Source organism: Brevundimonas sp. (assembly GCF_965279155.1).
Lineage (GTDB): Bacteria > Pseudomonadota > Alphaproteobacteria > Caulobacterales > Caulobacteraceae > Brevundimonas.
Genome location: NZ_OZ257138.1, coordinates 3080798 through 3104131 on the forward strand (window position 1 = coordinate 3080798; position 23334 = coordinate 3104131).

The 23334-nt window shown below is 65.9% G+C and carries 23 protein-coding genes and 1 tRNA gene; 7 read left to right on the forward strand and 17 right to left on the reverse strand.

The window, feature by feature from the left end; all coding sequences use genetic code 11:
• Positions 1-76 precede the first annotated feature (76 nt).
• The 6 genes from ACQY72_RS14925 to ACQY72_RS14950 all read right to left on the reverse strand — a co-directional run bounded on the left by ACQY72_RS14925 (position 77) and on the right by ACQY72_RS14950 (position 6256).
• A complete protein-coding gene (locus ACQY72_RS14925; protein ID WP_428154526.1) occupies positions 77-889 on the reverse strand; it encodes a 3'(2'),5'-bisphosphate nucleotidase CysQ in 813 nt (270 codons plus the stop codon).
• The gene (locus ACQY72_RS14930) at positions 886-2241 is read right to left on the reverse strand and encodes a TldD/PmbA family protein (RefSeq protein ID WP_428154527.1); all 1356 of its coding nucleotides are present in this window, start codon (positions 2239-2241) and stop codon (positions 886-888) included. The genes ACQY72_RS14925 and ACQY72_RS14930 overlap by 4 nt, the downstream gene beginning before the upstream one ends.
• A 52-nt stretch (positions 2242-2293) precedes the next feature.
• Positions 2294-2701 (reverse strand): MAPEG family protein, encoded by a 408-nt coding sequence (locus ACQY72_RS14935; RefSeq protein WP_346496343.1) that lies wholly within the window; start codon positions 2699-2701, stop codon positions 2294-2296.
• 3 nt (positions 2702-2704) lie between these two features.
• Positions 2705-4474: a M14 family metallopeptidase gene (locus tag ACQY72_RS14940; protein ID WP_428154529.1), complete on the reverse strand. Its 1770-nt coding sequence runs from the start codon at positions 4472-4474 to the stop codon at positions 2705-2707.
• A 116-nt stretch (positions 4475-4590) separates the two neighbouring features.
• Positions 4591-5223 carry a hypothetical protein gene (locus ACQY72_RS14945; RefSeq protein ID WP_428154530.1) on the reverse strand — a complete coding sequence of 211 codons (633 nt, stop codon included), beginning with the start codon at positions 5221-5223 and terminating at the stop codon, positions 4591-4593.
• A gap of 100 nt (positions 5224-5323) precedes the next feature.
• Entirely contained in the window at positions 5324-6256 is a 933-nt protein-coding gene (locus ACQY72_RS14950; RefSeq protein WP_428154531.1) for a DUF3829 domain-containing protein, read from the reverse strand.
• A gap of 227 nt (positions 6257-6483) precedes the next feature.
• On the opposite strand from ACQY72_RS14950, the gene ACQY72_RS14955 reads away from it, so the two are divergent.
• Positions 6484-6768, forward strand: coding sequence for a hypothetical protein (locus tag ACQY72_RS14955; protein ID WP_428154532.1), 285 nt, complete (start codon positions 6484-6486; stop codon positions 6766-6768).
• A gap of 1 nt (position 6769) precedes the next feature.
• On the opposite strand, the gene ACQY72_RS14960 is transcribed toward ACQY72_RS14955, so the two are convergent.
• The 8 genes from ACQY72_RS14960 to folE form a co-directional block, all read right to left on the reverse strand.
• Positions 6770-8299: a UbiD family decarboxylase gene (locus ACQY72_RS14960; protein ID WP_428154534.1), complete on the reverse strand. Its 1530-nt coding sequence runs from the start codon at positions 8297-8299 to the stop codon at positions 6770-6772.
• A gap of 10 nt (positions 8300-8309) precedes the next feature.
• Positions 8310-8972, reverse strand: a complete 663-nt coding sequence (locus ACQY72_RS14965) for a Pr6Pr family membrane protein (RefSeq protein ID WP_428154535.1) — start codon at positions 8970-8972, stop codon at positions 8310-8312.
• 18 nt (positions 8973-8990) lie between these two features.
• Positions 8991-9845, reverse strand: a complete 855-nt coding sequence (locus tag ACQY72_RS14970) for an aldo/keto reductase (RefSeq protein WP_428154537.1) — start codon at positions 9843-9845, stop codon at positions 8991-8993.
• Positions 9846-9880: 35 nt separating this feature from the next.
• Complete coding sequence (locus ACQY72_RS14975) at positions 9881-10243, reverse strand: MmcQ/YjbR family DNA-binding protein (RefSeq protein ID WP_428154538.1); 363 nt, start codon at positions 10241-10243, stop codon at positions 9881-9883.
• Positions 10240-10968: an SPFH domain-containing protein gene (locus ACQY72_RS14980; protein ID WP_428154540.1), complete on the reverse strand. Its 729-nt coding sequence runs from the start codon at positions 10966-10968 to the stop codon at positions 10240-10242. Before ACQY72_RS14980 ends, ACQY72_RS14975 begins: the two co-directional genes overlap by 4 nt.
• Positions 10969-11214: 246 nt before the next feature.
• Entirely contained in the window at positions 11215-13056 is a 1842-nt protein-coding gene (locus tag ACQY72_RS14985; protein ID WP_428154541.1) for a gamma-glutamyltransferase family protein, read from the reverse strand.
• A 143-nt stretch (positions 13057-13199) separates the two neighbouring features.
• Entirely contained in the window at positions 13200-13634 is a 435-nt protein-coding gene (locus ACQY72_RS14990; protein ID WP_428154543.1) for a biopolymer transporter ExbD, read from the reverse strand.
• Positions 13635-13813: 179 nt separating this feature from the next.
• Positions 13814-14428, reverse strand: a complete 615-nt coding sequence (gene folE / locus ACQY72_RS14995; protein ID WP_428154544.1) for a GTP cyclohydrolase I FolE — start codon at positions 14426-14428, stop codon at positions 13814-13816.
• A gap of 107 nt (positions 14429-14535) precedes the next feature.
• Between folE and cysS the strand changes: the two genes are divergently transcribed.
• Positions 14536-15999: a cysteine--tRNA ligase gene (cysS, locus tag ACQY72_RS15000; RefSeq protein ID WP_428154546.1), complete on the forward strand. Its 1464-nt coding sequence runs from the start codon at positions 14536-14538 to the stop codon at positions 15997-15999.
• A gap of 677 nt (positions 16000-16676) precedes the next feature.
• Here cysS and ACQY72_RS15005 read toward each other — a convergent pair.
• Positions 16677-17960 carry a lytic murein transglycosylase gene (locus tag ACQY72_RS15005; protein ID WP_428154548.1) on the reverse strand — a complete coding sequence of 428 codons (1284 nt, stop codon included), beginning with the start codon at positions 17958-17960 and terminating at the stop codon, positions 16677-16679.
• Between the two features lie 192 nt (positions 17961-18152).
• On the opposite strand from ACQY72_RS15005, the gene ACQY72_RS15010 reads away from it, so the two are divergent.
• The 5 genes from ACQY72_RS15010 to ACQY72_RS15030 all read left to right on the forward strand — a co-directional run bounded on the left by ACQY72_RS15010 (position 18153) and on the right by ACQY72_RS15030 (position 19969).
• Positions 18153-18229 (forward strand) — tRNA-Ala (locus ACQY72_RS15010).
• 213 nt (positions 18230-18442) lie between these two features.
• Positions 18443-18568 (forward strand): type B 50S ribosomal protein L36, encoded by a 126-nt coding sequence (gene ykgO / locus ACQY72_RS15015; protein ID WP_008263184.1) that lies wholly within the window; start codon positions 18443-18445, stop codon positions 18566-18568.
• A 196-nt stretch (positions 18569-18764) separates the two neighbouring features.
• Positions 18765-19040 carry a DUF2312 domain-containing protein gene (locus ACQY72_RS15020; protein ID WP_135195123.1) on the forward strand — a complete coding sequence of 92 codons (276 nt, stop codon included), beginning with the start codon at positions 18765-18767 and terminating at the stop codon, positions 19038-19040.
• A gap of 12 nt (positions 19041-19052) precedes the next feature.
• Entirely contained in the window at positions 19053-19475 is a 423-nt protein-coding gene (locus tag ACQY72_RS15025; protein ID WP_428154549.1) for a hypothetical protein, read from the forward strand.
• The gene (locus ACQY72_RS15030; RefSeq protein ID WP_428154551.1) at positions 19475-19969 is read left to right on the forward strand and encodes a DUF805 domain-containing protein; all 495 of its coding nucleotides are present in this window, start codon (positions 19475-19477) and stop codon (positions 19967-19969) included. Before ACQY72_RS15025 ends, ACQY72_RS15030 begins: the two co-directional genes overlap by 1 nt.
• Before the next feature lie 2 nt (positions 19970-19971).
• On the opposite strand, the gene ACQY72_RS15035 is transcribed toward ACQY72_RS15030, so the two are convergent.
• Positions 19972-21423: a sigma-54-dependent transcriptional regulator gene (locus ACQY72_RS15035; RefSeq protein WP_428154553.1), complete on the reverse strand. Its 1452-nt coding sequence runs from the start codon at positions 21421-21423 to the stop codon at positions 19972-19974.
• Positions 21424-21530: 107 nt separating this feature from the next.
• Complete coding sequence (locus tag ACQY72_RS15040; protein ID WP_428154555.1) at positions 21531-23300, reverse strand: DUF4153 domain-containing protein; 1770 nt, start codon at positions 23298-23300, stop codon at positions 21531-21533.
• Positions 23301-23334: the final 34 nt, after the last annotated feature.

Sequence of the window (23334 nt, forward strand, 5' to 3'; positions counted from 1 at the left end):
TGGGGAGAGCTTTACGCGCGGCATAGGCCGAGAACGCCCCCGGATCAATGTGGGCCGGGGTTTTTCCGCCCTCGCCTTAGGTCGAAAGCGGCACGTTTTTACAGCGCCGCACGATCATCGGCTGGATCAGCGGGGCGGCGCAGACCAGGCTGGCCTGGCGCGGGTCGGGCCGGTTGAAGACCCACGGCCGCCCGTGGTGGTCGCTGACCTTGGCGCCTGCCTCCTGGGCGATCAGGCAGCCGGCGGCGACGTCCCAGTCCCACTTCGGCGTCAGGGCCAGGGCGGCGTCGAAGGCGCCGGCGGCGACCAGCGCCATCCGATAGGCCAGGGCGTTGCGTTTGGAGAACCGCATCGGCGGCCAGGGCTCGTCGTCGAACCAGGGCGCTTCGATCAGTCGCGCATCGCCCAGGATGGAGGCGTCCTCCAGGGTATCGACATCCGAGGCGTGGATCGGCCGGTCGTTGCGCCGGGCCCCGCCGCCGCGCACAGCCACATAGGTCTCTTCGACTTCGGGCGCATGGATGACGGCGGCGACGACCTCGCCGTCCTCGACTACGGCGATGGGCACGCACCACCACGGCGTCCGCTTCATATAGGCGACCGTCCCGTCGATGGGATCGACGATGAAGATGCGACGCTTCGACAGACGCTCGGGCGAATCCGCCGTCTCTTCCGACAGCCACCCATAGTCGGGCCGGGCCGACAGCAGCCGGTCCTTGAGCATGGCGTCCACCTTCAGGTCGCCGCTGGTGACGGGCGAACCGCCGACCTTGGACTCGATCTTCAGCCCCGCCTCGCGCTCGGCGAGGGCCAGCGTCCCGGCGTCGATGGCCGCCTGGCGGATCAGTTCGAGATCGGCCCCCCAATCCTGTTTGAAGCGGTCGATCATTTGCCCGCGATGGCCACCGCGTCGAACATCAGGCTGGGCACGTTGAACCCGCCCCGAAACTCCAGGTCCGAGCCGCGTTCGATGCGCAAATAAAGGTCGGTCAGCTTGCCGGCGACGGTGACCTCGCTGACCGGATAGGCGATCACGCCGTTCTCGAACCAGAAGCCCGACACCCCGGCGGACCAGTCGCCGGTGTTACCGTTCAGCGACGGCCCGAACATCGAGGTGACCAGCAGGCCGGTCCCGGCGTCCGCCATCAGGCCCGCCAGATCCCGCTCGCCCGGCTCCATGTGCAGATTGTGGGTCGAGACGCCGGACGGCCCGGCCAGGCCCCGCGATGCGTGGCCGGTCGATTCCAGACCCAACTGGCGAGCGGCGGCGCTGTTCAACAGCCAGGTGTTCAGCACCCCATCCTCGAACAGGGCGCGCTTCTCGACCGCCACGCCTTCGTCGTCGAACGGGGTGGACCCCATGCCGCGCGGACGGAACGGATTGTCGATCAGGGTGACGCCCTCGGCGAACACGCGCTGGCCCAGCCGGTCCTTCAGGAAGGAGGTGCCGCGCGCGATCGAAGGGCCGGAAATGGCGCCGATGGCCGGCGACACGATCTGGCCCGACATGCGGTTGTCGAAGATCACCGGGGCGGTGGTCGAGGCGATCTTGCGCGCGCCGGTGCGGGCGACCGCACGCTCGCCCGCTGTACGCCCGATCAATTCGGCGCCCGGCAGATCGGACAGGTGGCGCATCGAACGGCTCTCGCCGCCGCGCTCCATCGCCCCGTCCTTTTCCGCGATGACGCCGACGCCCAGCGAGAAGGCCGAACCTTCATAGGCGCCGTCGAACCCGTGCGACGTCACCAGACGCCAGCGGGTGGAAGACCAGCCGGCATGGCCGCCTTCCGAGCGGGCCACGCCCGTCACCGCCAAGGCCGCCGCTTCGGCTTCGGCCGAGACCTGTTCCAGGACCTGGGCGCTGCGCTCGCTGGGGTCGAACAGGTCCAGATCGACGAACGGTCCGCGCGCTAGCCGATCCTCGGGGGCGAAACCGGCGTTGGGATCTTCCGGCGCCAGGCGCGCCATCGCTACGGCCCGCTCGACCAGCCGCGCCTGCGTCGCGGGCGACAGGTCCGAGGCCGAGACCGACGCCTGGCGCTGGCCCACAAAGACCCGCAGACCCAGGTCGCGCGATTCCTCGCGTTCGACGTCTTCCAGCTTGCCGTTGCGCACCCCGACCGACAGGGACCGGCGATCGGCGCTGACGGCTTCGGCGGCGTCGGCGCCGGCCTTCAGCGCGGCCTGGACGATGTCGTTGAGAAGATCGGTGGAAACGGGCGCAGCCAGGGTTTCAGTCATGCCCCGATATGGCGGACGCCTTGCTGCACCGCAACCTGTCGCGTCCTTGGCCTCAGACGACGGCGAAGGCGATCAGGCCCACGGCGGCCGTCAACAGCGCCACCCAGGTCAGTAACATGCCGATCACCCGCCCCAGCGACGGCCCTGTCTGGAACAGCAGGCCCAGCGCATGGATCACTCGTCCAGCCAGCAAGGTCGCGCCCACCCCGTGAACCATCCAGGCGGGCGCGCCCACGGCCGCCAGCAGCAGCATGGCGATCATGCCCGGCGTCGCATACTCCGTCAGATTGCCGAAGGCGCGGCTGGCGGCCAGCAAGTCTGCGTTTCCGCCGTCACCCAACGACACCATATGCTTGCGCCGTCCGCTGACCACGACGCCCGACAGCACCAGCATCATCAGGATCAGCAGACCGCTCCACAGGGCGGCGGCCTGGACGGCGTACATCAGGGGTGTGGTCATCGATCAGTCCTCGCGCCCGACAGGGTAGAGCAGATAGTGGTCGTCATAGAAGGGCGTGCGTTCGTAGAACCAGGCCAGACGCGCCTGCGGATCGGCCGCGAAGGCCGCATCGGCCGCCACCTTCGCCTCGAACTCGGCCTTCAGCGCGGGGTCCGCCGTCATCATCTTGTCCGCCAGCGGCGCGATGGCGTAGGCCTCGATATATTCGACCCGGCTCATCACCTCGGGGAACATGCCCCAGGCGAAGAAGCTCTCGCTGGACTGCGGCTCAAGCAGCAACACGACGATGTCGCCCAGCGGCTGGTCGGTCGGCACCCGGACCGATCCGGTCGGGAAGGTCCAGTCGCGGCGCTCGACCTGGACCGTCTTCACCGAGGCCTGGACGTGGCCCTCGTTGGCCCGCGCCGCCAGCTTGGGTTCGACCAGGCGTAGCATCGACAGGTTCAACGTGCGCGGCGCCTCGACCGTCTCCATTGCGATCCCGTGCGTCTTCAACCGCTCGATGATGTCGGTGCGATAGCCCGGCGCCCAATAGGCGGTCGGTCGCGTCAGGGTCAGGGTCGGCTTGGAGCCATAGAAGGGCATCTGCCACAGCTCGGGATCGGGCCGGCCCAGCCAGCGGATTTCCTGACGGCCCGAGGCGGGGCTGTCGTACATCTCGTACAGGATGCCCTTGAACGGACGGGTGGACGACGGGGTCTCCTCGGCCTCGAAGTTGGCCAGGATCTGCGCCGGGCGCAGGGCCTTGTCCTGATCGGTCGCGGCGCGCAGACCCGCGCCCTGATCGGCCAGCAACCGCATCGCCTCCTCGATGAAGACATAGGTGCCCAAGACACGCTGCTCGTGCGGTTTCAGGCTGTGGTTCTCGATCAGGATGGTCGGCACATGGGCCGCCGAGCCCCAGCCGTTGGAGAATCGCTCGCCCAGGCCGCCGTCCGACAGGCCCTTCCTGGGCTCGTCGTCATCCATGCCGAACACCAGCTCGCCGGGGATGTGCCCCTCGCGTTCCAGCGCCGCATTCATCGCCGGCTTGAGAACGCTGTCCAGCCAGGCCGACCCGTTCGGCGAGCGGCTGAACGACCCGTCCTCGCCGTTGAAGCCGTAGGTGACGTCGTACTGGTAATCCATGCCGTCGGTGACGTGGACGTCCACATAAAGGTCCGGCCGGTATTTCAGGATCAGGCCGCGCACGGCCCGCATCTCGGGCTGGTCCAGCTTCAGATAGTCGCGGTTCAGGTTCTGGTTGGTCGCCGTGTTGCGCCAGCCCTGGATCCGCGGCCCGCGCTGGTTCGGCCGGGAATAGGCGCTGGCCCGCTCATGGCCATCGACGCTCAGGATCGGGATCAGGATCAGGTTGACCCGGTCCAGCAGGGCGTCCTTGCCGTAGAAGGCGATGTCGCGCAGCAGCATCATGCCCGCGTCCTTGCCGTCGATCTCGCCGGGGTGGATGCCGGCCTGGATCATCAGCACGGGCTTCGCTGGATCGAAGGTCGCCCCGTCCTTTGACGCCATCACCGCATAGATGGGCCGTCCCTCGGGCGAGACGCCGAACTGTTCGATGCGTACCAGGTCGCTGGCTTGATCCAGACGGTCGAACCAGGCGCGGGTGTCGGCGTAGTTGGGTGAGAAGTCATGCGCCGGATCGGCCTCGAACGCCGTGACCCACGGGTCGCCAGCGTCGCGCAGCAGGGCCTTGGATGCCCCGTCCCAAGCCGGCGCGGGCGGCAGGAAAGCCTGGTCCCAGGAGGCTGTGTTGGGGATCGTCTGGGACATGGCGGGGCTCACGCTACAGGCAAGGGCGGCAAGGAAGGCCGAAACCAGAAGAGGGGATTGCATGGCCTTTCGTGAGCCGATTGCGCCCGGCTTACAAGAAGGCGGCTGACAAGGTTTCAACCGCCGCCGCCCAGCGCAGGCGCCCACCCGCCGGCCTTGAGCAGCAGGGCCGCCGAGTTCGCCATGCCCCAGAGGCTGTAGAGCAACACGACGATCAGGGCTCCGACCGCCACCCTGCGCCAGGGTGCGAACGCCGCCGTCGCGGTGCCGATCACGAAGATGGAGACGCCGACCCACAGACGCACCGAGCTGGCGACCTTGGCGAAGCCGGGATCGAGCTGAGCCAGGATGATCACGATCACGGCGACAATCAGATTGGCCGCCAGGATGCAGCCGAACACCAGCCGCCGGTTGGCCCAGAAATGGTCGTCCAGGTTCATCCGCTCCTGGCCGCCCTCGGCCGAGACGCGCGGGAAGGTCACGCTGGCGGCGACATAGAAAGTCGCGGCGATGGCCAGCGAGACGATCAGCACGAAGGTGTTGAACGGCGCGCCCCGGAAGATGACCCAGGCCTGGTTCCAGAACGTGGCGATGTCGATGGCCACGAACAGGGCCAGCATCGGCGTCAACCAGCCGAACCGGATCCGCTGCTTCTCATGCAGCACCCGTGCGAACCCGCCCACCAGTTCGGCGACGGAAAGGCCCAGCAGCAGGCCGTAAAAACTGAAGAAAAATTCGAATGCGCTCACAGCCATCCCCCGATGTCAGGGCGCGATAGCTAGACCGTTTGGCGCCGCATCGCCAGTCCGCCACCTCTGTCGCTTGCAAGCGACAGAGGTGGCGATCTCATCAGGCCGGCATTTCGACGTCGTTCATGCGATCGATGGCGCGATTGTAGTCGTCCACGATGCTCTCGCGCTCATAGTCGCTCTTGCTCTGCTTGTAGTCGCGCCACGAGCCGATCATCGAGTCGACGTAGCCGGCGATGGAGCCGAACTCCGACTTGTTCTCGTCGTCCGCGGGCAGGCCGGCTTCGGCCGTGCGCAGCTTGGCGGCTGCGGCGACGAATTCGGGCAGCAGGCGATCCGCTTCGGCCGGATTGTCCTCGATCACGGCGGTGGTGAAGTGATCGGCCTTCTGCATGGCGTCGATCAGGCTGGCCTCGGCGGGGTGGCCTGACTTGGTGAGGGCCTCGATCTTGGCCGCATTGCTGGCGCGCTGATACTCGCTCAGGGCGGCATCCAGTTCGCCGATCCCCGCGATCGCGCCCTGATAGGCGGTCATCAGGGCCGCGTGGGCCGCCTTGCCCTTGGCCAGGCCGTCCTCGCGATAGGCGCGGGATTCATAATAGGGGTCCAGCGTCTTCCACTGAGCCAACAGGGCCTCCAGTTGAGGCAGCAGCTTGTCCACGGCCGCATCGGTGCGTCGGCTCTGGTTGCCGCCGGCCAGCGCCTTGCCTTCCTTCAGCTTCTCGATCGCCGTTTCCAGCGTGGTGATGTTCTCGGGGAAGGAGATCGAGCTGGTCGTGCTGGCGTTCGGGATATCCAGCTTCTGATAGCTGTCGAAGTTTTCCGGCACGCCCCAGTGCTCGTCGATCAGCTTGTTGAAGCCTTCGGTATAGAGGCCTTGCTTCTGCTGCGTGGCCTCGTTGCCCGTCGCGGCGCTGACCGACTGAGGTTTCCCATCGGCCCCGCCCTTGGCGTCGCCCTGTCCGCAGGCCGCAAGGCCCATCGTCATCGCGCAGACCAAGGCCATGGCGCTAACAGCTGTCCGAGACTTCATGTGATTTTCCCTTCCTGGACCGGCCAAGGTTCAGCTTGGCCGGAGTGGACAAGGAGAACGTCACGGCCAAGGTTGGGTTCTCAGAAAACCACTGATTAACTGCGAATAAATTGCAAGTTATTGACCGGTCACAGTTTTCAGGCCGCCGAAAATTCGCCTCTGGATTGCCGGGAGCCAATCAAGCTTGACCGCATTATTTTCGCATCGCCGTCAGCTTCGGACCCGTCATGCACCAGATCATCGCCATCGCCCTAACCCTTGTCATCGCCCTGCTGCTCAATGGCGTAGCCGCCGCCCAGATGGTCTCGGTCGGCTATTGGGGCGGGGCGCTCGGGGCGCTATTGGTCGGCCCGTTGATCGTCTTCTACGTCGTCCACACCCTCGTCTATTTCGTCGTGCGGCTGATAAGGGGCAAGGACCGGGTGCGGTCCTACACCCGGTCGCGGATCAACTATGTCGGCACCGTCGTGGCGATCCTGGGCGTTCTCGGCGCGGCGGCCGGCCCCGCCTGATCTATTTCCAGATCGGCGCGCCGTCGCCGGGCAGGCCCAGTCGGTCCCACATGTCGGAAACCCGCTCGATCACGGCCTCGTCCATGCGGATTTCATCGCCCCATTCGCGCTTGGTCTCGGGCGGCCATTTGTCGGTGGCGTCCAGGCCGATCTTGGAGCCCAGGCCGCTCTCGGGGCTGGCGAAGTCCAGATAGTCGATCGGGGTCGACTCGATTACGGTGATATCGCGCGCCGGGTCCATCTTGGTCGAGATGGCCCACATGACGTCCTTCCAGTCACGGGCGTCGATGTCGTGGTCCACGACGATGACCCATTTGGTGTACATGAACTGGCGCAGATAGCTCCAGACCCCCAGCATCACCCGCTTGGCGTGGCCCGGATAGGCCTTCTTCATCGACACCACGGCGATCCGGTAACTGCACCCCTCGGGCGGCAGCCAGAAGTCGACGATCTCCGGGAACTGCTGGCGCAGCAAGGGGATGAAGACCTCGTTCAGCGCCTCGCCCAGAACGCTGGGCTCGTCGGGCGGCCGGCCCGTGAAGGTGGTCAGATAGATTGGGTCCTTGCGCATGGTGATGGCGCTGACCTGAAACACCGGGAACTTCTCGACGGAATTATAATAGCCGGTGTGGTCCCCGTACGGCCCCTCGTCCTCGAACTCGTCCAGCAGGACATGCCCCTCCAGCACGATCTCCGCCTGGGCCGGCACCATCAGCGCCACGGTCTTGCACGGCACCAGCTCGGCCTTGGCGCCCCGCATCAGGCCCGCGAACTGATACTCCGACAGGGTGTCCGGCACCGGCGTCACGGCGGCCAGAATCGTGCCCGGATCGGCCCCCAGCACGACGGCGCAGGGCAGGGGCTCGCGCTTTCCGGCCTTCTTGTGCCGGGCATAGTGTTGGGCCCCGCCGCGGTGCGCCAGCCAGCGCATGATGGCCTTGTCCTTGCCCAGCACCTGCATCCGATAGATGCCCAGGTTGAAGTCGTCCTCGCGGTCTTCGCTCGGCCCCTTGGTCACGACCAGGCCCCAGGTGATCAGGGGCGCCGGCTCGCCGGGCCAGCAGGATTGGACGGGCAGGGCGGTCAGGTCGATCTGGTCGCCCTTCAGCACCACCTCCTGCACCGGCGCCTTCTTCACCACCTTGGGCCGCATCGACATGACGGTCTGCATCAGCGGCAGCATCTCCATCGCATCGCCCAGGCCGCGCGGCGGCGTCGGATTCCTCAGGAAGGCCAGCAGCTCCCCGACCTCACGCAGCTCGCCCGCCGTGGTCCGCGACTTGCCTTCCAGCGTCACCCCCATGGCGACCCGTTTCACCGTGCCGAACAGATTGGCAAGGCAGGGGATGGGGCTGATCGTGCCGTCCGGCATGACCGGCTTTTCGAACAGCACCGCCGGGCCGCCGTTCCTCAGCAGCCGGGTCTGGATTTCGGTCATCTCCAGCACGGTGGAGACGGGTTCGGACACCCGCACCAGCTCGCCCTGAGCTTCCAGCTGGTCGATGAAGTCACGCAGGGATTTGTAGGCCATATCGGGACGCTTAGGCGGGACGCAGCCCGCTGTCACGCGCCGCGCGGCCGAACACCCGATCCAGCCCCACCAGCGCCAGCCCCACCACCAGGAACAGACCCAGCATGGCCACGGCCCAGAAGCCGGTCTTGGCCCAGCCCAGCACGGGCACGTTCATGAACCAGTAGGGCCACCAGCCCGACGCGAAGCCGTGGATCATCGTCCAGCCGATGTATATCACGGGAAACGCGAGCCACTTCAACGGATCGCGCCACCGCAGCAGGCCCTTGGGCGTGAACATCAGCCAGTCCAGCACCACCGCGATGGGCATCACATAGTGCAGCAGGCCGTTGGCGATCCACGCCAATCCCTGGGGATCCCAGACGTGTGACAGCAGGAAATGATAGGTCAGGCCGACCACGGCGATATACATGGCCAAGGCCGCGCGCACGCCCTCGCTGGCCGCCCATCGCCCCAGCCGGCTCTCGGGCCGAACCAGCGGCGCGGTCAGGGCCAGCGCCGCCAGGACATTGGTCAATATGGTGAAATAGCTGAAGAAGTTGACGGTCAGGCCCGGCATCGCCTTGAGCGGCTCAGGCCCGACCATCAGGATATATTGAAGCGCCAGTGCAGCCCAGCCGACGACAGCAAAGGTCGAACGCCACAGCCTGGGCCGGTCTCTTGCACGCAGCACGGGCGCCTCCGTCGTCTATCAGGCGCCAGTCTTGTCCCATTCGAACGCCGGGTCCAGCCAGTCGCCCAGTCTTTCGCCGCGATCCAGCGCATCCATCCGCTGCATCTCCTCGTCCGTCAGGGCGAAGTCGAAGATGTCGAAGTTCTCGCGCGCCCGGCTTTCCTTGGTGGTGCGAGGAATGGCGATGATCCCGTGCTGAATCAGCCAGCGCAGAGTGATCTGACCATTGGTCTTGCCGTGCGCCTTGGCCAGTTCGCTGATGGTGGCGTCGTCGGCGATCTTGCCCTGCGCCAGCGGCGACCAGGCGGTGATCGACGAGCCCAGCTCGGCCGCCGTCGCGACCAGTTGATCGATGCCGAGATAGGGATGGTGCTCGACCTGATCGGTCAGCAGACGCGCCTTGGACAGGCTCTGCGCCTGACGGAACTCCTTGGACGGGAAGTTGGACAGGCCAATCGACTTCGTCAGCCCCGCGTCCTTCGCTGCGTTCAGCGCGCCCAGCGTCTCCTCGAACGACGGCGTCATCTTGGGCCAGTGCAGGAGCAAGAGGTCCGGCGTCGTGCCCAGGCTGGCCGCCGATTCCTCGGCCTGTTTCAGCAGGGCGTCATGGGTGAAATGCTCGACCCAGATCTTGGTCGTCAGGAACAGGTCCTCGCGCGCCACGCTCCCAGAATCGAGAAAGTCGCGGATGCCTTCGCCGACGGCCTGCTCGTTCTTGTAGATCCAGGCCGTATCGATGTGGCGATACCCGATCCGCAACGCCTCGGCGACCATGCGTCGTGCATCGTCGGGCTCCAGCTGCCAGGTGCCGAAACCGAGCAGGGGGATTTGCACGTCGTCGACGGTGATCGTGGGTTGGTCGCCATAGGCCATGGGGCGCGCCTTCGCTGCGTTCAGGGAGCGTGTAATTAGGCGCCCGACCCCGTTCCGGTAAGACGCGGATGCTGTTTCAACAGACTTTTCGGCGCGACCCTGCGCCATCGCCTGTCCAGCGCCGCCATCAACCAGACCGGATCGACCGTCGCGATCCGCGCCAGGACGATGGGATGGTCGCGATAGTGGTCGGTGAAATGAAACGTCTTCGGGTCCATCTCGATCAGCAGGTCGCGCTCATCGCGATTGTCCAGATGCACCACGATGCTGTTGTCCAGCGCCGGCCTTAGCCAGGTGAAGAACTTCCCCGCCACCTTGTACGACGCCTCGCCATAGGACACGCCATCCTCGACGCCCGGAAACGACAGCAGCAGGGCGCGGACCTCGTCGTGGGTCATCGGCGCCGGTCGTCGCCGATGACGATAGTGGTGGCCTTGGCGTTCTCGGCGGTCTGCAGCAGTCGAAGTTGCGCCAGTTCGGGATTGTCCTTCAGCAAGCGCGCCGCATTGGCCAGTGAGCGCAGGGAGGCCTGCTCGCCACGGGCGCGTTCCAGCGCGGCCAGTCCATCCAGCCGCGCCCGCTCGACGTCGCTCAACAGGCGGCGGATCTCGGGCGGCAGTGTGACGGCGCTGATCTCGACCCGTTCGATTCTCGCGGCGCCGACGATTTCGCCCACGTGTGCGGAGAGGGTGTCCGCCGTCTCAGGCGCGTGGGCCAACAGGGCGTCCAGCGAGGTCTCGCTCGCCAGACGGGTCAAGGCGGATTGGACCGCCAGTTCTAGGCGCGGATCGATGGGTTCTCGCACCGATAGTTCGGCGTTCTCGATGCGGAACAGGACGGAGGCGGTGAGCCGCAGCGGCATCCTTTCCGACGACAGGACATCGGCCCTGATCCAGCGTATCTGTTGGTCCAGGGTGATGGGCGTGACCGTCAGTCGACCGTGACCCTTCCAGAGCCGATGCACGCCCGGTTCCAGCAGCCGGTCCAACACGCCGTCGACATGGACGGCCGTCCGCTCCCAACTGTTGACCCGCACGCGCCGGAAGGCGTTCAGCAAGCTGATCACGCCGACCAGGATCACGACGGCCATCAGGACCAGAGCGTAGGTCGGGATCTCGTTCATTATTCATCGCCTCCTGTGACACAGACACCCGGCGCCGCGGCGGAGGGGCGGGGGCGCGAAGCCCGCAGGGCCCATCCACGGCTTGCCTTGCGGCCGGCGCTGGGCGTCCTTTTGTGTTGTGACCAAACACGAGAGGCCGCCCCTTTGCGGCTGACCGCGCCCGTGACCGGGCGTCGCGCCGAGACGGCCTCTGACGGGGCAAGAGCCCCGCCTCACCTTAGCGCCGAGCGACCGGACGTCCAGCCTTCAATAGGCCAATGCGATCCCGTCCTTACGCATCTCGGTCGCCGCGCCATAGGTCCAGCGGCCGCCGGGGTTCATCTGTTTCATCACGTTCTGATAGCCGCCGAACCCGCCGTCCGGTTCGCCCAGGGTCCAGCCCATGGCGCGCAGCTGGGCCTTGGTCGCCTCGGGCACGCCGCTCTCCAGATGCAGGACGCCGGTTCCTTCCTGCGGCTGGCCGGTCGGTTCGGACGAGCCATAGTGTTGCCAGCGCGGGGCGTCGCCCGCCGCCTGGGGCTCCAGGCCATAGTCGACCATGTTGATGATAATCTGGGCCTGGCCCTGGGGCTGCATGGCGCCGCCCATGACGCCGAACGCCATCCAGGGCTCGCCGTCCTTGACCGCGAAACCGGGGATGATGGTCTGGAAGGGCCGCTTGCCCGGCGCGTAGATGTTGGGGTGGCCGTCGGTCAGGGCGAACAGTTCGCCCCGATCCTGGAACATGAAGCCCAGCGGCTCCGAGCCGTTGTCCGGCGCCAGGCCCGAGCCCATGCCGCGATAGTTGGACTGGATCCAGCTGACCATCATCCCGTCGGCGTCGGCGACGCTGAAATAGGTGGTGTCGCCGTGGTGCGGGGCGTCGCCCGGCATGACGCGGTCCATGACCCGATCCGGCCGGATCAGCTTGGCCCGATCAGCCGCGTAGGCCTTGGAGTTCAGCCATTCGACCGGGGTCTTGGAGAAGCGGTCGTCGGCGAACCAGCGCGCCCGGTCCTCGAACGCCAGCCGCTTGGCCTCGGCCTGGACGTGCAGCGAGGCGGCGGACTGGAAGCCCATGGATTTCAGGTCGAACTGTTCGCAGATGTTCAGGATCTGGTTGGTCGACAGGCCCTGGGTGTTCGGCCCCAGACCGAAGACGTCCACGCCGCGATAGTTGGTCTGGATCGGCTCGACCCATTCGGTGTGGTGGGCCGCCAGGTCGGCGCGGGTCATCCAGCCGCCGATTCGCTTGAAATAGGCCTCCATCTGATCGGCCAGCGGACCGTCATAGAAGGCGTCGCGCCCGCCCTCGGCGATCAGCCTCAGGGTCTTGCCCAGGAAGGGATTGGCGAACATCTCGCCCACTTTCGGCGTCGCGCCGTTCGCGGCCCAGATGCGCTTGCGGTTCTCGTTCTCCTCGATCGGGATCACGCCCCGGTCGAAGGCGGCCATGTTGCGTTCCAGATAGTAGGCGATAACCTGAGGCACGGGCACGCCCTGTTCGCACAGTTCGGCGACCGGCAGCAGCACATCCTTCCACGGCAGTTTCCCATACCGCTGGTGCGCGCTCCACCAGGCGTCCACCGTGCCCGGCACATTGACCGTCACCGCGCCATAGCGGGGCAGATAGCCGTCGATGGCCTTGGACCGCGCCGTCTCCAGGCTCAGGCCCCGCGGACTGGCGCCCGACCCATTCAGCCCGACGACCTTCTTCTGCTTGGGATCCCACAGCATGCAATAGGCGTCGCCGCCGATGCCGTTGGCCACCGGTTCCAGAAAGCCCAGGGCCGCATTGATGGCGATGGCCGCGTCGATGGCCGATCCGCCGCGCCTCAGCGTGTCGATGCCGATCAGGCTGGCCGCCGGATGGGCCGTCGCCGCCGCCCCGTTCGCGCCCCAGACGGTGGACCGCCCCATGAACTTCGGCCCGCTGATCCGGTCGCCGATGCCGACGCCAGCATAGGGATCAGGACGGGCAGGGGCGGGGGGCGCTTCGGTGGGTTTGGCGGTCGGGGAGACCTGTCTGGCCTGAGTGGCCGTCGCGGCCATTGCTCCGGCCGTCAGGGCTCCAGCAGGCAGGGCGGACAGGAAGGTGCGACGATGCATGGGCGAACTCCTCGAACAACCGATGCGGCATCAAGGGGGTGTCACGTCGATCCGGCAAGCCCCTATCTCACAGATCATGGCGGCAAAGAAAAAGGCCGCGTCCCTTTCGGAACGCGGCCCAGATTCTTGAACGGACGAACGTCCTATTCGATGTCTTCGTTCAGCAGACCGACCTTGAAGAAGCCGTTCTCCTGCATCTTGTTCATGACTTCCATGAACTGCGAATATTTCACTTCCGGCTGAGCGCGGACGAAGACGCGCTCTTCCTGGCAGGAACCGCCGCCCAGGGCGGTGCAGACGTCAGCGGCCAGGTTGTCGATCGAGGTCTGATTCTCGGCGATGAACAGCTGACCCGAGTCCTGGATGGTGATGTACACCGGTTCCTTTTCCTCGGTCGGATTGGTGGGCGGCTGCGCCGGCGGCAGGTCCAGACGGATCGACACGGTCGCCATAGGTGCGGCGACCATGAAGATGATCATGAGCACCAGCAGAATGTCGATGAACGGCGTGATGTTGATATCCGCCGTCTGTTCGATCGTGTGCTTGTCCCCACCGGAACCGCCGATCTTCGCAGCCATGCTCGTCTCCGTTACTCGCCGACAGCGTTCCGCGCCGACATTTCCCTATGGATCGCCCGAAGGCTTGATCGGTTCTTGGCGTCCCGATGCGGGCTTGTAAAGCGGTTCTAAACGATCTGCCGTTCCCGAACGTCAATTATACGCGACAGTCGTGCAGCGTGCGGGGGCCAGATCGGGCTTCAGGCCTTGGCCAGCTTCAAAAAACGGTCCGTCAGGGCAGGATCGTCCTTGAAGGCGCCGGTGAAGCGGGTCGTGATGGTCGAAACGTGCCGATGATGCACCCCGCGCGTGGTCATGCACTGATGCTCGGCGTCCACCAGCACCGCCACGCCGCGCGGCTGCAGGTGCGATTCGATGGCGTCGATGATGTCGTTGGTCAGGGTTTCCTGGTTCTGCAGGCGCCGCGCATAGATCTCGACCACCCGCGCCAGCTTGGAGATGCCGACCACCTTCTCGCCGGGCAGATAGGCGACATAGGCCTTGCCCAGGAAGGGGGCCATGTGGTGCTCGCAATGGCTCTCCACCTCGATGTCGCGCAGGATGACCATGTCGTCGTAACCGGTCACGTCCTCGAAGGTGCGGCTCAACTCCTTGCCCGCATCGGCGTCATAGCCGTCGAACCATTCGCCGTAAGCGTCCACCACCCGTTTCGGCGTGTCGATCAGGCCGGGACGGTTCGGATTGTCGCCGGCCCAGGCGATCAGGGTCCGCACGGCCTCCAGCGCCTGTTCGCGGCTGGGGCGCACGACAGTGTCGTCGCTGACGAGGACGGGCTTGGCGGGGATGACGCTCATGAACTCGATCCGTTGAGGCAGGCGCCTCTATAAACGATAGACTATATGTCAGGCCGCTATATGGGACGGACCCTCCGTCCTGCAAGAAAACGAAGTCCACCTCTCCTATGCCGCTGCACATCCACGACACCCTGCGCCGTGAAAAGCGCCTGTTCGAACCGCGCGATCCGAACCGGGTGACCCTCTATGTCTGCGGCCCGACGGTCTATGACTACGCCCATATCGGCAATGCGCGCCCGCCGGTGGTGTTCGACGTCCTGGTGCGTTTGCTGCGCCGGACCTATGGCGTCGATAAGGTCATCTACGCCCGCAACGTCACCGACGTTGACGACAAGATCAATCAGAAGGCCGCCCGCGAAGGCGTCCCGATCGGCGAGGTCACGGCCCGCTACGAAGCGGCCTATCTCTCCGACATGGGGCTGCTGAACGTCAGCCCGCCCGATCTCGCGCCGCACGTCACCGACTATATCCCGGCCATCGTCGATCAGATCCAGGCCATCGTCGACGCCGGCTGCGCCTATGCTGCCGAGGGGCATGTCCTGTTCGACGTCTCGTCCTACAAATCATATGGCGCCCTGTCGGGCCGGAATTTGGACGACATGATCGCCGGCGCCCGCGTCGAGGTCGCGCCCTATAAAAAGAACCCCCACGACTTCGTCCTGTGGAAGCCCTCAAAGACCGACGAGCCGTCCTGGCCGTCGCCTTGGGGCGAGGGGCGTCCCGGCTGGCACATCGAATGCTCGGCCATGATCGAACAGACCCTGGGTCTGCCCATCGACATCCACGGCGGCGGCATCGACCTGGTCTTCCCCCACCACGAGAACGAGATCGCCCAGGGCGTCTGCGCCCACGGTCACGCCCATGACGATCAGGCCCATGACGAATACGCCCGCTACTGGATGCACAACGGCTTCCTGACCGTGGACGCCGAGAAGATGTCCAAGTCCATCGGCAACGTCCTGCTGCTGCACGACCTTGTCCAGGCCATGCCGGGCGAGGTCGTCCGCTGGGCGCTGCTGAGCGCCCACTATCGCCAGCCGCTGGACTGGAACCAAGGCTTGCTGGATCAGTCGAAGAAGTCGCTGGATCGCCTGTACGGCGTGGTGCGCGATGCCGTGGCGTTGTTGTCGCCGGAACAATGGGCGAATGCTCAAATACAGGCCAAGACATTCGTGCCGCCGGTCTACGCCAGCGACGTGGAAGACCCATTGGAAGACGACTTAAATACACCCGGCGCAATCGCTGGCCTTTTTGCCATAGCCAGTGCTGTTCGTACGCAGATGATGGACGTGCCGCGCACCCCGGATCATCTGAAAGGCATCGCCCTCGGCGCTGCTTCGCTGGTCGAGATGGCTGATTTATTGGGTGTGCTTCAAGAGACGCCGGAAGATTGGTTCTTGGGCGCCGATGTGGAACTGCGCGCCGAGGTCGAAGCTCTGCTCGACAAACGCACGACCGCCCGCGCGGCCAAGGACTGGCCCGAAGCCGACCGCATCCGCGACCGCTTGAACGCCCTGAACGTCGTCGTCATGGACGGCCCCGAAGGCGCCACCTGGCGGATGATGGGCTAAACGCCTCCACCTCGCGCAGCTTGGGAGGTTCTCAAAAAGCCCCGCAGGCGCCTCTCCCTCCCCTTTATGGGGAGGGACGATCGCGCAGCGATCCGGGTGGGGCCGTAAGAGCGGGGGCAGTGCTTCACACGCCCCCACCCCGGCTGCGCTCCGCTTCGCGCCCCTCCCCATGAAGGGGAGGGAGAAACGCGCCCTAGCCATCACAATGACGCTGGTTCATTCCCTGCGAATCCAATCGCTTGCCGATTTATGTCACCCTTCTCCCATCCCCCCTCTGAAACGCGCGTATTCTAAAGCCGTCCCGTCGCCCGGAGGGCTCGCTTGGCCTGCGACCTTGCGGCGGCGGGAGCGGATGGAACGGGAGCGGGTCTGAAACGGCTCGCGCTGGCAGCGACACACGGTGCGCCGTCGGAGGGTCGAGGGGGATACTCGATCGCACTCGGGACGGGGTTTCGCAGACCCCGCCGACCCGTCGCAGGCTTATGGGGTTAGGCGATAAGACCGCCACCGCTCGACGCCCCGAGCTTGCAGGCCAACCAACCGCGCGGAGCGTCATACCCTTCGTCGAAACGGTAATCTCTAATCACACTCCGGGCGAAGGCCCGGCGCTCCGCCCAGCCCTCCATCCCCTCCGCCCGTAAAGGCAGGAGCGCCGAACCATGCCCGGATTTGCAGCCTCAGTTCGCCCGGCGGATCAGCTCGTCCGCCAGCGTCGGGGTCAGATAGCCGTCGGCGATCCGACCCGTCGCCACCTGCCAGCGGCGCAGGGCCGCGCGGGTGTTGGACCCGATCACCCCATCGACGCCCTGGGTGTCGTAACCCAGCTTGGTCAGCGCGCGCTGCGCCCCGATCCGCTGTTCGCGCGACATCGACGGGTCGTTGGGCCAGGCCTTGCTCAGGGCCGGCTTTCCCATGATCCCGTCCGCCGTCAGGCCGATAGCCAGGGCGTAACTGACCGAGTTGTTGTAGCGGCGGATCACATAGTGGTTCGGCAGGGCCAAGAAGGCCGGCCCGTTCGCGCCCTGCGGCAACAGGATGGTCGCTTCTTCCAAGGCCTCGGCCCCGTTCGGCGTGCCGCCCTGAGCCAGGCGCACGCCCTTGGCCGCCCAGAAGGCCCAGTTGTGTTTCGGCCCTTCCGCCTCGGCATAGTCGAAGCCGGAGGGCAGGGTCACTTCATAGCCCCAGCCCTGGCCGCGCTTCCATCCGGCCTGGGCCAGCAGGTTGGCGGCGGACGCCAGGGCGTCGGCGTCGTCGCGCCAGATGTCGACCTTGCCGTCGCCGTCCTGGTCCACGCCCAGGCGCAGATAGTTGTCGGGCATGAACTGGGTCTGGCCCATGGCCCCGGCCCAGCTGCCCTTCAGGCCCGAGCGCTCGCGCCGGCCGTCCACGACGATGTCCAGCGCATCCTTCAACTGACCCTCGGCCCAGTCGCGACGCCGCCCATCATAGGCCAGAGTCGCCAGCGAGCGAATGACGTCATAGTCGCCCTGGACCTGACCGAAGGCGCTCTCCTGCGCCCAGACCCCGACCAGAATTTCGCTCGGCACGCCGAACCGCTGGACCACCGACCACGGCACCCGGTCGATTCGCTGCTTGGCCTGGGCGATTCGCACCGGCGTCACCGCATTCTGGATATAGGCGCCGGCGGGCTTGGAGAATTCCGGTTGGTTGCGGTCCAGGCGGATCACCGTCGGATCGGGGGCCAGGCCGTCCAGTTCGCGGGCGTAATCGGCGCGGCGGGCGCCGCCCTTGCGCGCCAGGAACCCCTGTTTCCAGCCCTCGAACCCTTGCTGGTCATAGGCGGCCAGAGGCGGCGTCTGAGGCGTGGAGGCAGGGGCCGTGACGGGCGCGCCCGGTTGCGGCTGGGGCTGCGGCGTCGGCAAACCCACCTGCGGCTCGGGCAACATGGGGGCGCAGGCAGAGACGCAGCCGATGAGAAGAAGGCGATAGGAAAAGCGCATGAGATTCAAACTAAAGCCCCCGAGGTCAGACGTGAAATGACATCCGCGCGAATGTCCTTTTCACGGCCATAAAGCGCTTGTGAGGCGAAAGCGTTGCCTTGCTTCTCCCGGCTCGGGTGCAATGCACTGTATTAACCACTTTTATATTGGACGACTTAAGCGTGTGTGGCGTAATGACGCACAAGCTCTGACGGCCTGATGGCGGAGTGGCGACGCGGCGGGCGTGCAACCCCGTAAACCCTCCGTTCGACTCGGAGGTCAGGCCTCCATCCTTTTTCGAGCGTGCTATCGCCCTTCGGGCTACTTGAGCACGTTCGGCATGGGCGGGTGTTGCGACTACTGGAGCAGGCTGGGCCTGGGTTCTATGCGGTTTTGGCCTTTGGCGGGTTGACCTTCTGAACCCCTCTCTCTATACGACCGCCTCCGCCGCGATCCGACCGGGTCAGCGGCTTTCTTATTGGTTTCTCTCAGGACGTCCGACGATGAAGGTCCGTAGCTCGCTCAAGTCCCTGAAGACCCGCCACCGCGACTGCAAGGTCGTGCGTCGCAAGGGCGTCGTCTTCGTCATCAACAAGACCGACCCGCGCTTCAAGGCGAAGCAGGGCTAAGCAGCGTTTGCAGCACGCCGCCTCGGCGGCGTGCGCACGCCGCGTCGCGCTCAAGTAGCCCAAAGGGCGATAGCGCGGCGAAAAGCCCTTACGATCCACAGGCTGCGGATGTTTGTCCGCGGCCTTTTTCGTGTTCGCGGTTGAGTCGCATCCATTGCATGGTTAGCGTCCGCGCCTGATTTCTGGAGTATCCCTCATGGCTGACGACGCGTCCTTCGACGGTGGTCCCGACATTCTAAACGCGACAGCCCAGGGCCGCCTGCGCACCATCATCGAACGCCTGGAGCGCCTCGAAGAGGACAAGCAGGCCGTCATGACGGACATGAAGGAGGTCTTCGCCGAGGCCAAGGGCGAGGGCTACGACGTCAAAATCCTGCGCAAGGTCATCCGCATCCGTAAGCAGGACAAGGCCAAGCGCCAGGAAGAAGACGCCATCCTGGACCTCTACCTGTCGGCCCTCGGCGAGATCTGAGGCTGACCCGGCTTGAAGCGCACCCCCTTCAAGCCAGGAGGCGGGCTGTCACGCTCAGGCGGCCCGAAGGGCGACGGCTTCGCCAAGAAGCCTACCCCGAGTCCATTTGAGCAACAGCGCGAAGCCGCCAAACGCGCTGCTCTCAACGCTTTGAAACGCGCCCGCCGCTCTGCAGAGAAGGCGGGCGTTTCGCTGTCTGAATGGGAAGGCGAGTTCATCGACTCGGTCAGCGAGCGGGTGAAGACCCACGGCCGCGCCTTCGCCGACCCCGAAAAGGGCGCGCCGGGTCAGGCCCTATCGGCCATGCAGGGCCGCAAGCTCAAGGAAATCACCGCCAAGGCCAACGGCGAAGAACCGAAGCGGCGGTGGGGACGCGGCAAGACGTCAGGCTCGAATCAACCTCAGGATGGCGCCGATATCGTGGGGGATGAGTAATGAATTCGATCTTGGCCGGCTTTCGACGCCTGGCGGATTTCAAGGGGCGCGATAAGCGGGGACAGTTCTGGCCTTACGCTATTCTGATTTTCGTCCTGGCCTTCATCGCGATCGGAGTGGCGATGAACCTGGCGATGATGGGTTTGCTTATGGGCACGGCGGATATGCCGAACATACCGCTGATGATTGGCGGAGTGGGCGGGGTCGTGCTGATCGCCGCCGCTCTGCTCTCTGCGGCTGTGACAAGGCGGCTGCATGACACGGGCAGGCCGGGCTATTGGGGACTGCCGCCCATCGTGTTTCTGCTGATCGGGCTGGCGCTATTCCCGATTTTGATGAACAGCGTCCTCAATAATCCGAACCCGCCAGTGGCCCTGTTTCTCGGGCTATTTCTGAACAACATGCTTTATATCGCCAGTCTGATCGGCCTAGTCGTGCTGCTGTTGCTCGATGGTGCTAAGACGGCGAACCGCTATGGTCCGCCCGCGATCTAGCCTCAGCCCGCTTCCTTCAGCTGACCTTCCAGACCCTGTTCGCGGACCTTGCGGTACAGGGTCGAGCGGCCAATCCCCAAGCGGCGGGCGATCTCGCTCATATGGCCGGCATAGACCTCGATGGCGTGCTGGATCAGGTCGCGTTCGATGTCTTCCAAGGTCCGCAGATGCCCGCGGTCGTCCAGGATGCGGATCGGCTGGTCCGCCTGGCTGGCGTGATCGGCCTGGGCGCTGGCGGCCGTGGCGGCATACAGCGGCTGGGCGTCCGGCATGGGGGCGGCGACGCCCGAGACGGCGGGGAAATCGTGCGGCTGCAGGAAGGGCGCATCGGCCAGGACGATGGCGCGGAATACGGCATTCTCCAGCTGACGCACATTGCCGGGCCAGTCGAAGCCTTGCAGCAGAGCCAGGGTCTCGGGCGCGCAGCCGGCGATCCGCTTGCCTTCCTCGGCGTTGAAGCGGGCGATGAAATGATCGACCAGGGGGGCGATGTCCTCGCGCCGCTCACGCAGGGACGGGGTCTCGATCGGAAACACGTTCAGGCGATAGAACAGGTCCTCGCGAAAAGCGCCGTCCTTGACCTGTTGGGCGGGGTCGCGATTGGTCGCCGAGACGATACGCACGTCGATCTTGACGGGCCGCTTGCCGCCGACGGGATCGATCTCGCCTTCCTGCAGGGCGCGCAGCAGCTTGACCTGCATGTCCAGCGGCAGTTCGCCGATCTCGTCCAGAAACAGGGTGCCGCCGTCCGCCTCGCGAAACTTGCCCAGCGTCTTGTCGACGGCGCCGGTGAAGGCGCCCTTTTCGTGCCCGAACAGGATCGATTCGATCAGGTTGGCGGGCAGGGCGCCGCAGTTGACGGCGATGAAGGGCTTGCCGGCCCGGTCGCTGGCGCCGTGCAGGGCGCGGGCGATGACCTCCTTGCCGACGCCGCTCTCGCCGGTGATCAGGACGGGGATCGAGGATTTGGCGGCGCGGGCGCCCAGCGCCTTGACCATTCGCATCGGCGCGCTATCGCCCACGATGTCGTCGAAACTGGTGCGGCCCTGGACGCGCTTGGTCAGGCGTCCGACCTCGGCCGTCAGACGCTTCATCTGCATGGCGTTGCGAACCCCGACCAACAGGCGTTCCGGCCCGACCGGCTTGACGAAGAAGTCCTGCGCCCCGGCCTGCATGGCCTTGACCACCATGTCGATGCCGCCGTTGGCCGTCAGCACGATGACTGGCTCGTTGATGCCGGCGCTGCGCAGTTCGGCCAGGCATTCCAGCCCCGACATCTCGGGCATGACCATGTCCAGCAGGATCAGATCGGCTCCGCCACCGCGCACCATCCGGTCGATGGCCTCGCCCCCGCTGGCGGCATGGACCACGGCGTTGCCGTCCCGCTCCAGCACGGCCTGGATCAGCCGGCGCTGGGTCGGATCGTCGTCAACGACCAGAATGGTCTTGGCCATGAAAGCCCCTTGTGCTGTCGCCCACCCCCGTCGCGGATGGATCGTTTCGGGACGATTTCTAGGAAGTCGAGGTGAAAATCGAGTGAGAGGGCATGGTGTCCGCCGCGTTAACGACGGCGAGTATCGTCGCACCGAATCTCGGGAGACGCCTGCAGTTTCTGGCCGCCGACGACCAGGTCTGGCAGGGCGGCCGGGGCCGTGGTCACGCCGGTGCTCAGAGCCGATTCCAGGGCCTCGGCGTTGCGGCTGCACGAAACTTCATAGCGGGCGGCGAGGCGCCATTGCCCCTCGGCGTCCTGATCATAGGCCAGGACCGTCCGCGCCATCGCCACCAGCACATCCTCTCGGCCGTCGCCGTCCAGATCCAGCGTCCGCACGGTGCACGGACTGTCGCTCGTGCAGTTGAACAGCTGATCGACCTGGCGTTCGAGCTGCTCGGTGAAGCTGGCGGGGATGGTCTGGCCGAGCGCGGGCTGGAGCCGAATGGCCGTCGCGCGGTCGCGGCGATCGCGTGGCGTGGAGCCCGAACGATAGTCACGGGCCTTGGCCGCGCGGGCCAGGCGCGCGGTTTCGGCATTGGCGGATCGCGTCAACACATCAAGGGCGGCCGTCCCCACCTTGCCGCTCTCGAACCTCAGGAAATCATAGTCGAAGTCCCGCGCCGAGACCGCGCCGCGTTCCAGACGCGCGATCTGATCCTTCACCGACATCATGGCGGGATCGGCCAGGGGGCTGAACAGGGCCAGGATGACCAGAACCGACAGGACGGCGGCGACGACATTGGTCCGCTCCAGCGGCTTCATCCAGCCGCCAGGCTTCGCCGCCGCCAGCAGATAGCCCACGCCATAGACCGCTCCCACCAGGGCGCAGGCGGCGGCGATGATCCGGTCGGGCGTCAGGCCGTGCTGGCCGATCCGCAGGCCCAGTCCCCACAGGGCCAGGATGACCAGAGGCGCGATCAACACCGAGGCGACGCGCACACCGTACTTCAGCACGACCGGCGGCAGATTGTCGGGCCGCCCGTCCTGATAGGCCGTGTTGATCAGCACGATCAGGGCGGCGGCGGCCGACAGGACCAGGGCCGTGGCGCTGCGCGTCTCCCACAGGCCGTCCAGGCCGGTGAAGGGCAGGGCCGCCAGGAAGCCGCCGACCAGCACGGTGATCACCAGCAGCAGCCACGACAGCAGCATCAGGGCCACCGTCCGCACGCCCCGGATCAGACCGTCGCGCACGTCGGTCAGCTGGACCGCCGTGGCGAAGATCAGGACCGTGACGGGGATGGAAAACCAGGCTTCGCGCAGGATATCCTGCAGGAAGCTGAGGCCGATCATCTTGAACAGGGCCGCGCCCAGATGCAGCAGCAGCCAGAAGGCGCCAGTGAACCCCAGAGACAGGGCCAGTTGCACCCCGGCCTTCCAGGCCACATCGAAATACTCGGGATAGTCGACGATCCAGCGCCGTTCGCGGATCGCCGGGACGATCAGGTGATGGGCGATGAACAGGGCCGCCGCGCCGAACGCCAGGACCGGGAAGCTGAGGAAGGGCGCCTGACGGAAGGCGTCCGCCGACTGACGCGCTACGTCGTGTGCGCCCAGCAAGGCCAGAACCACCGCAGCCACGCCCGTCCACAGGGCTAGGGCCAGCGGCTTAATCCGCCCCGCCGCCGCCAGCACGACCACGGGACCATAACCCGCCGCCAGGGCCAAGGCGCCGAACAGGGCTGGCTGGGTCTCGGGCCAGGCATTCTTGTCGGCCGCCAGATACAGCAGATAAAGCGCCAAGCCTTGGACCAAACCGGTCGCCAACCGAATCGCGAACAGGCCGGACGCCCCGCCCAGGCCTGTGCGGCCGGTGTCTTGATGCGTCGTCTCGGTCATTCACATGTCTCCAAAACGCAGGATTGCACGGCTG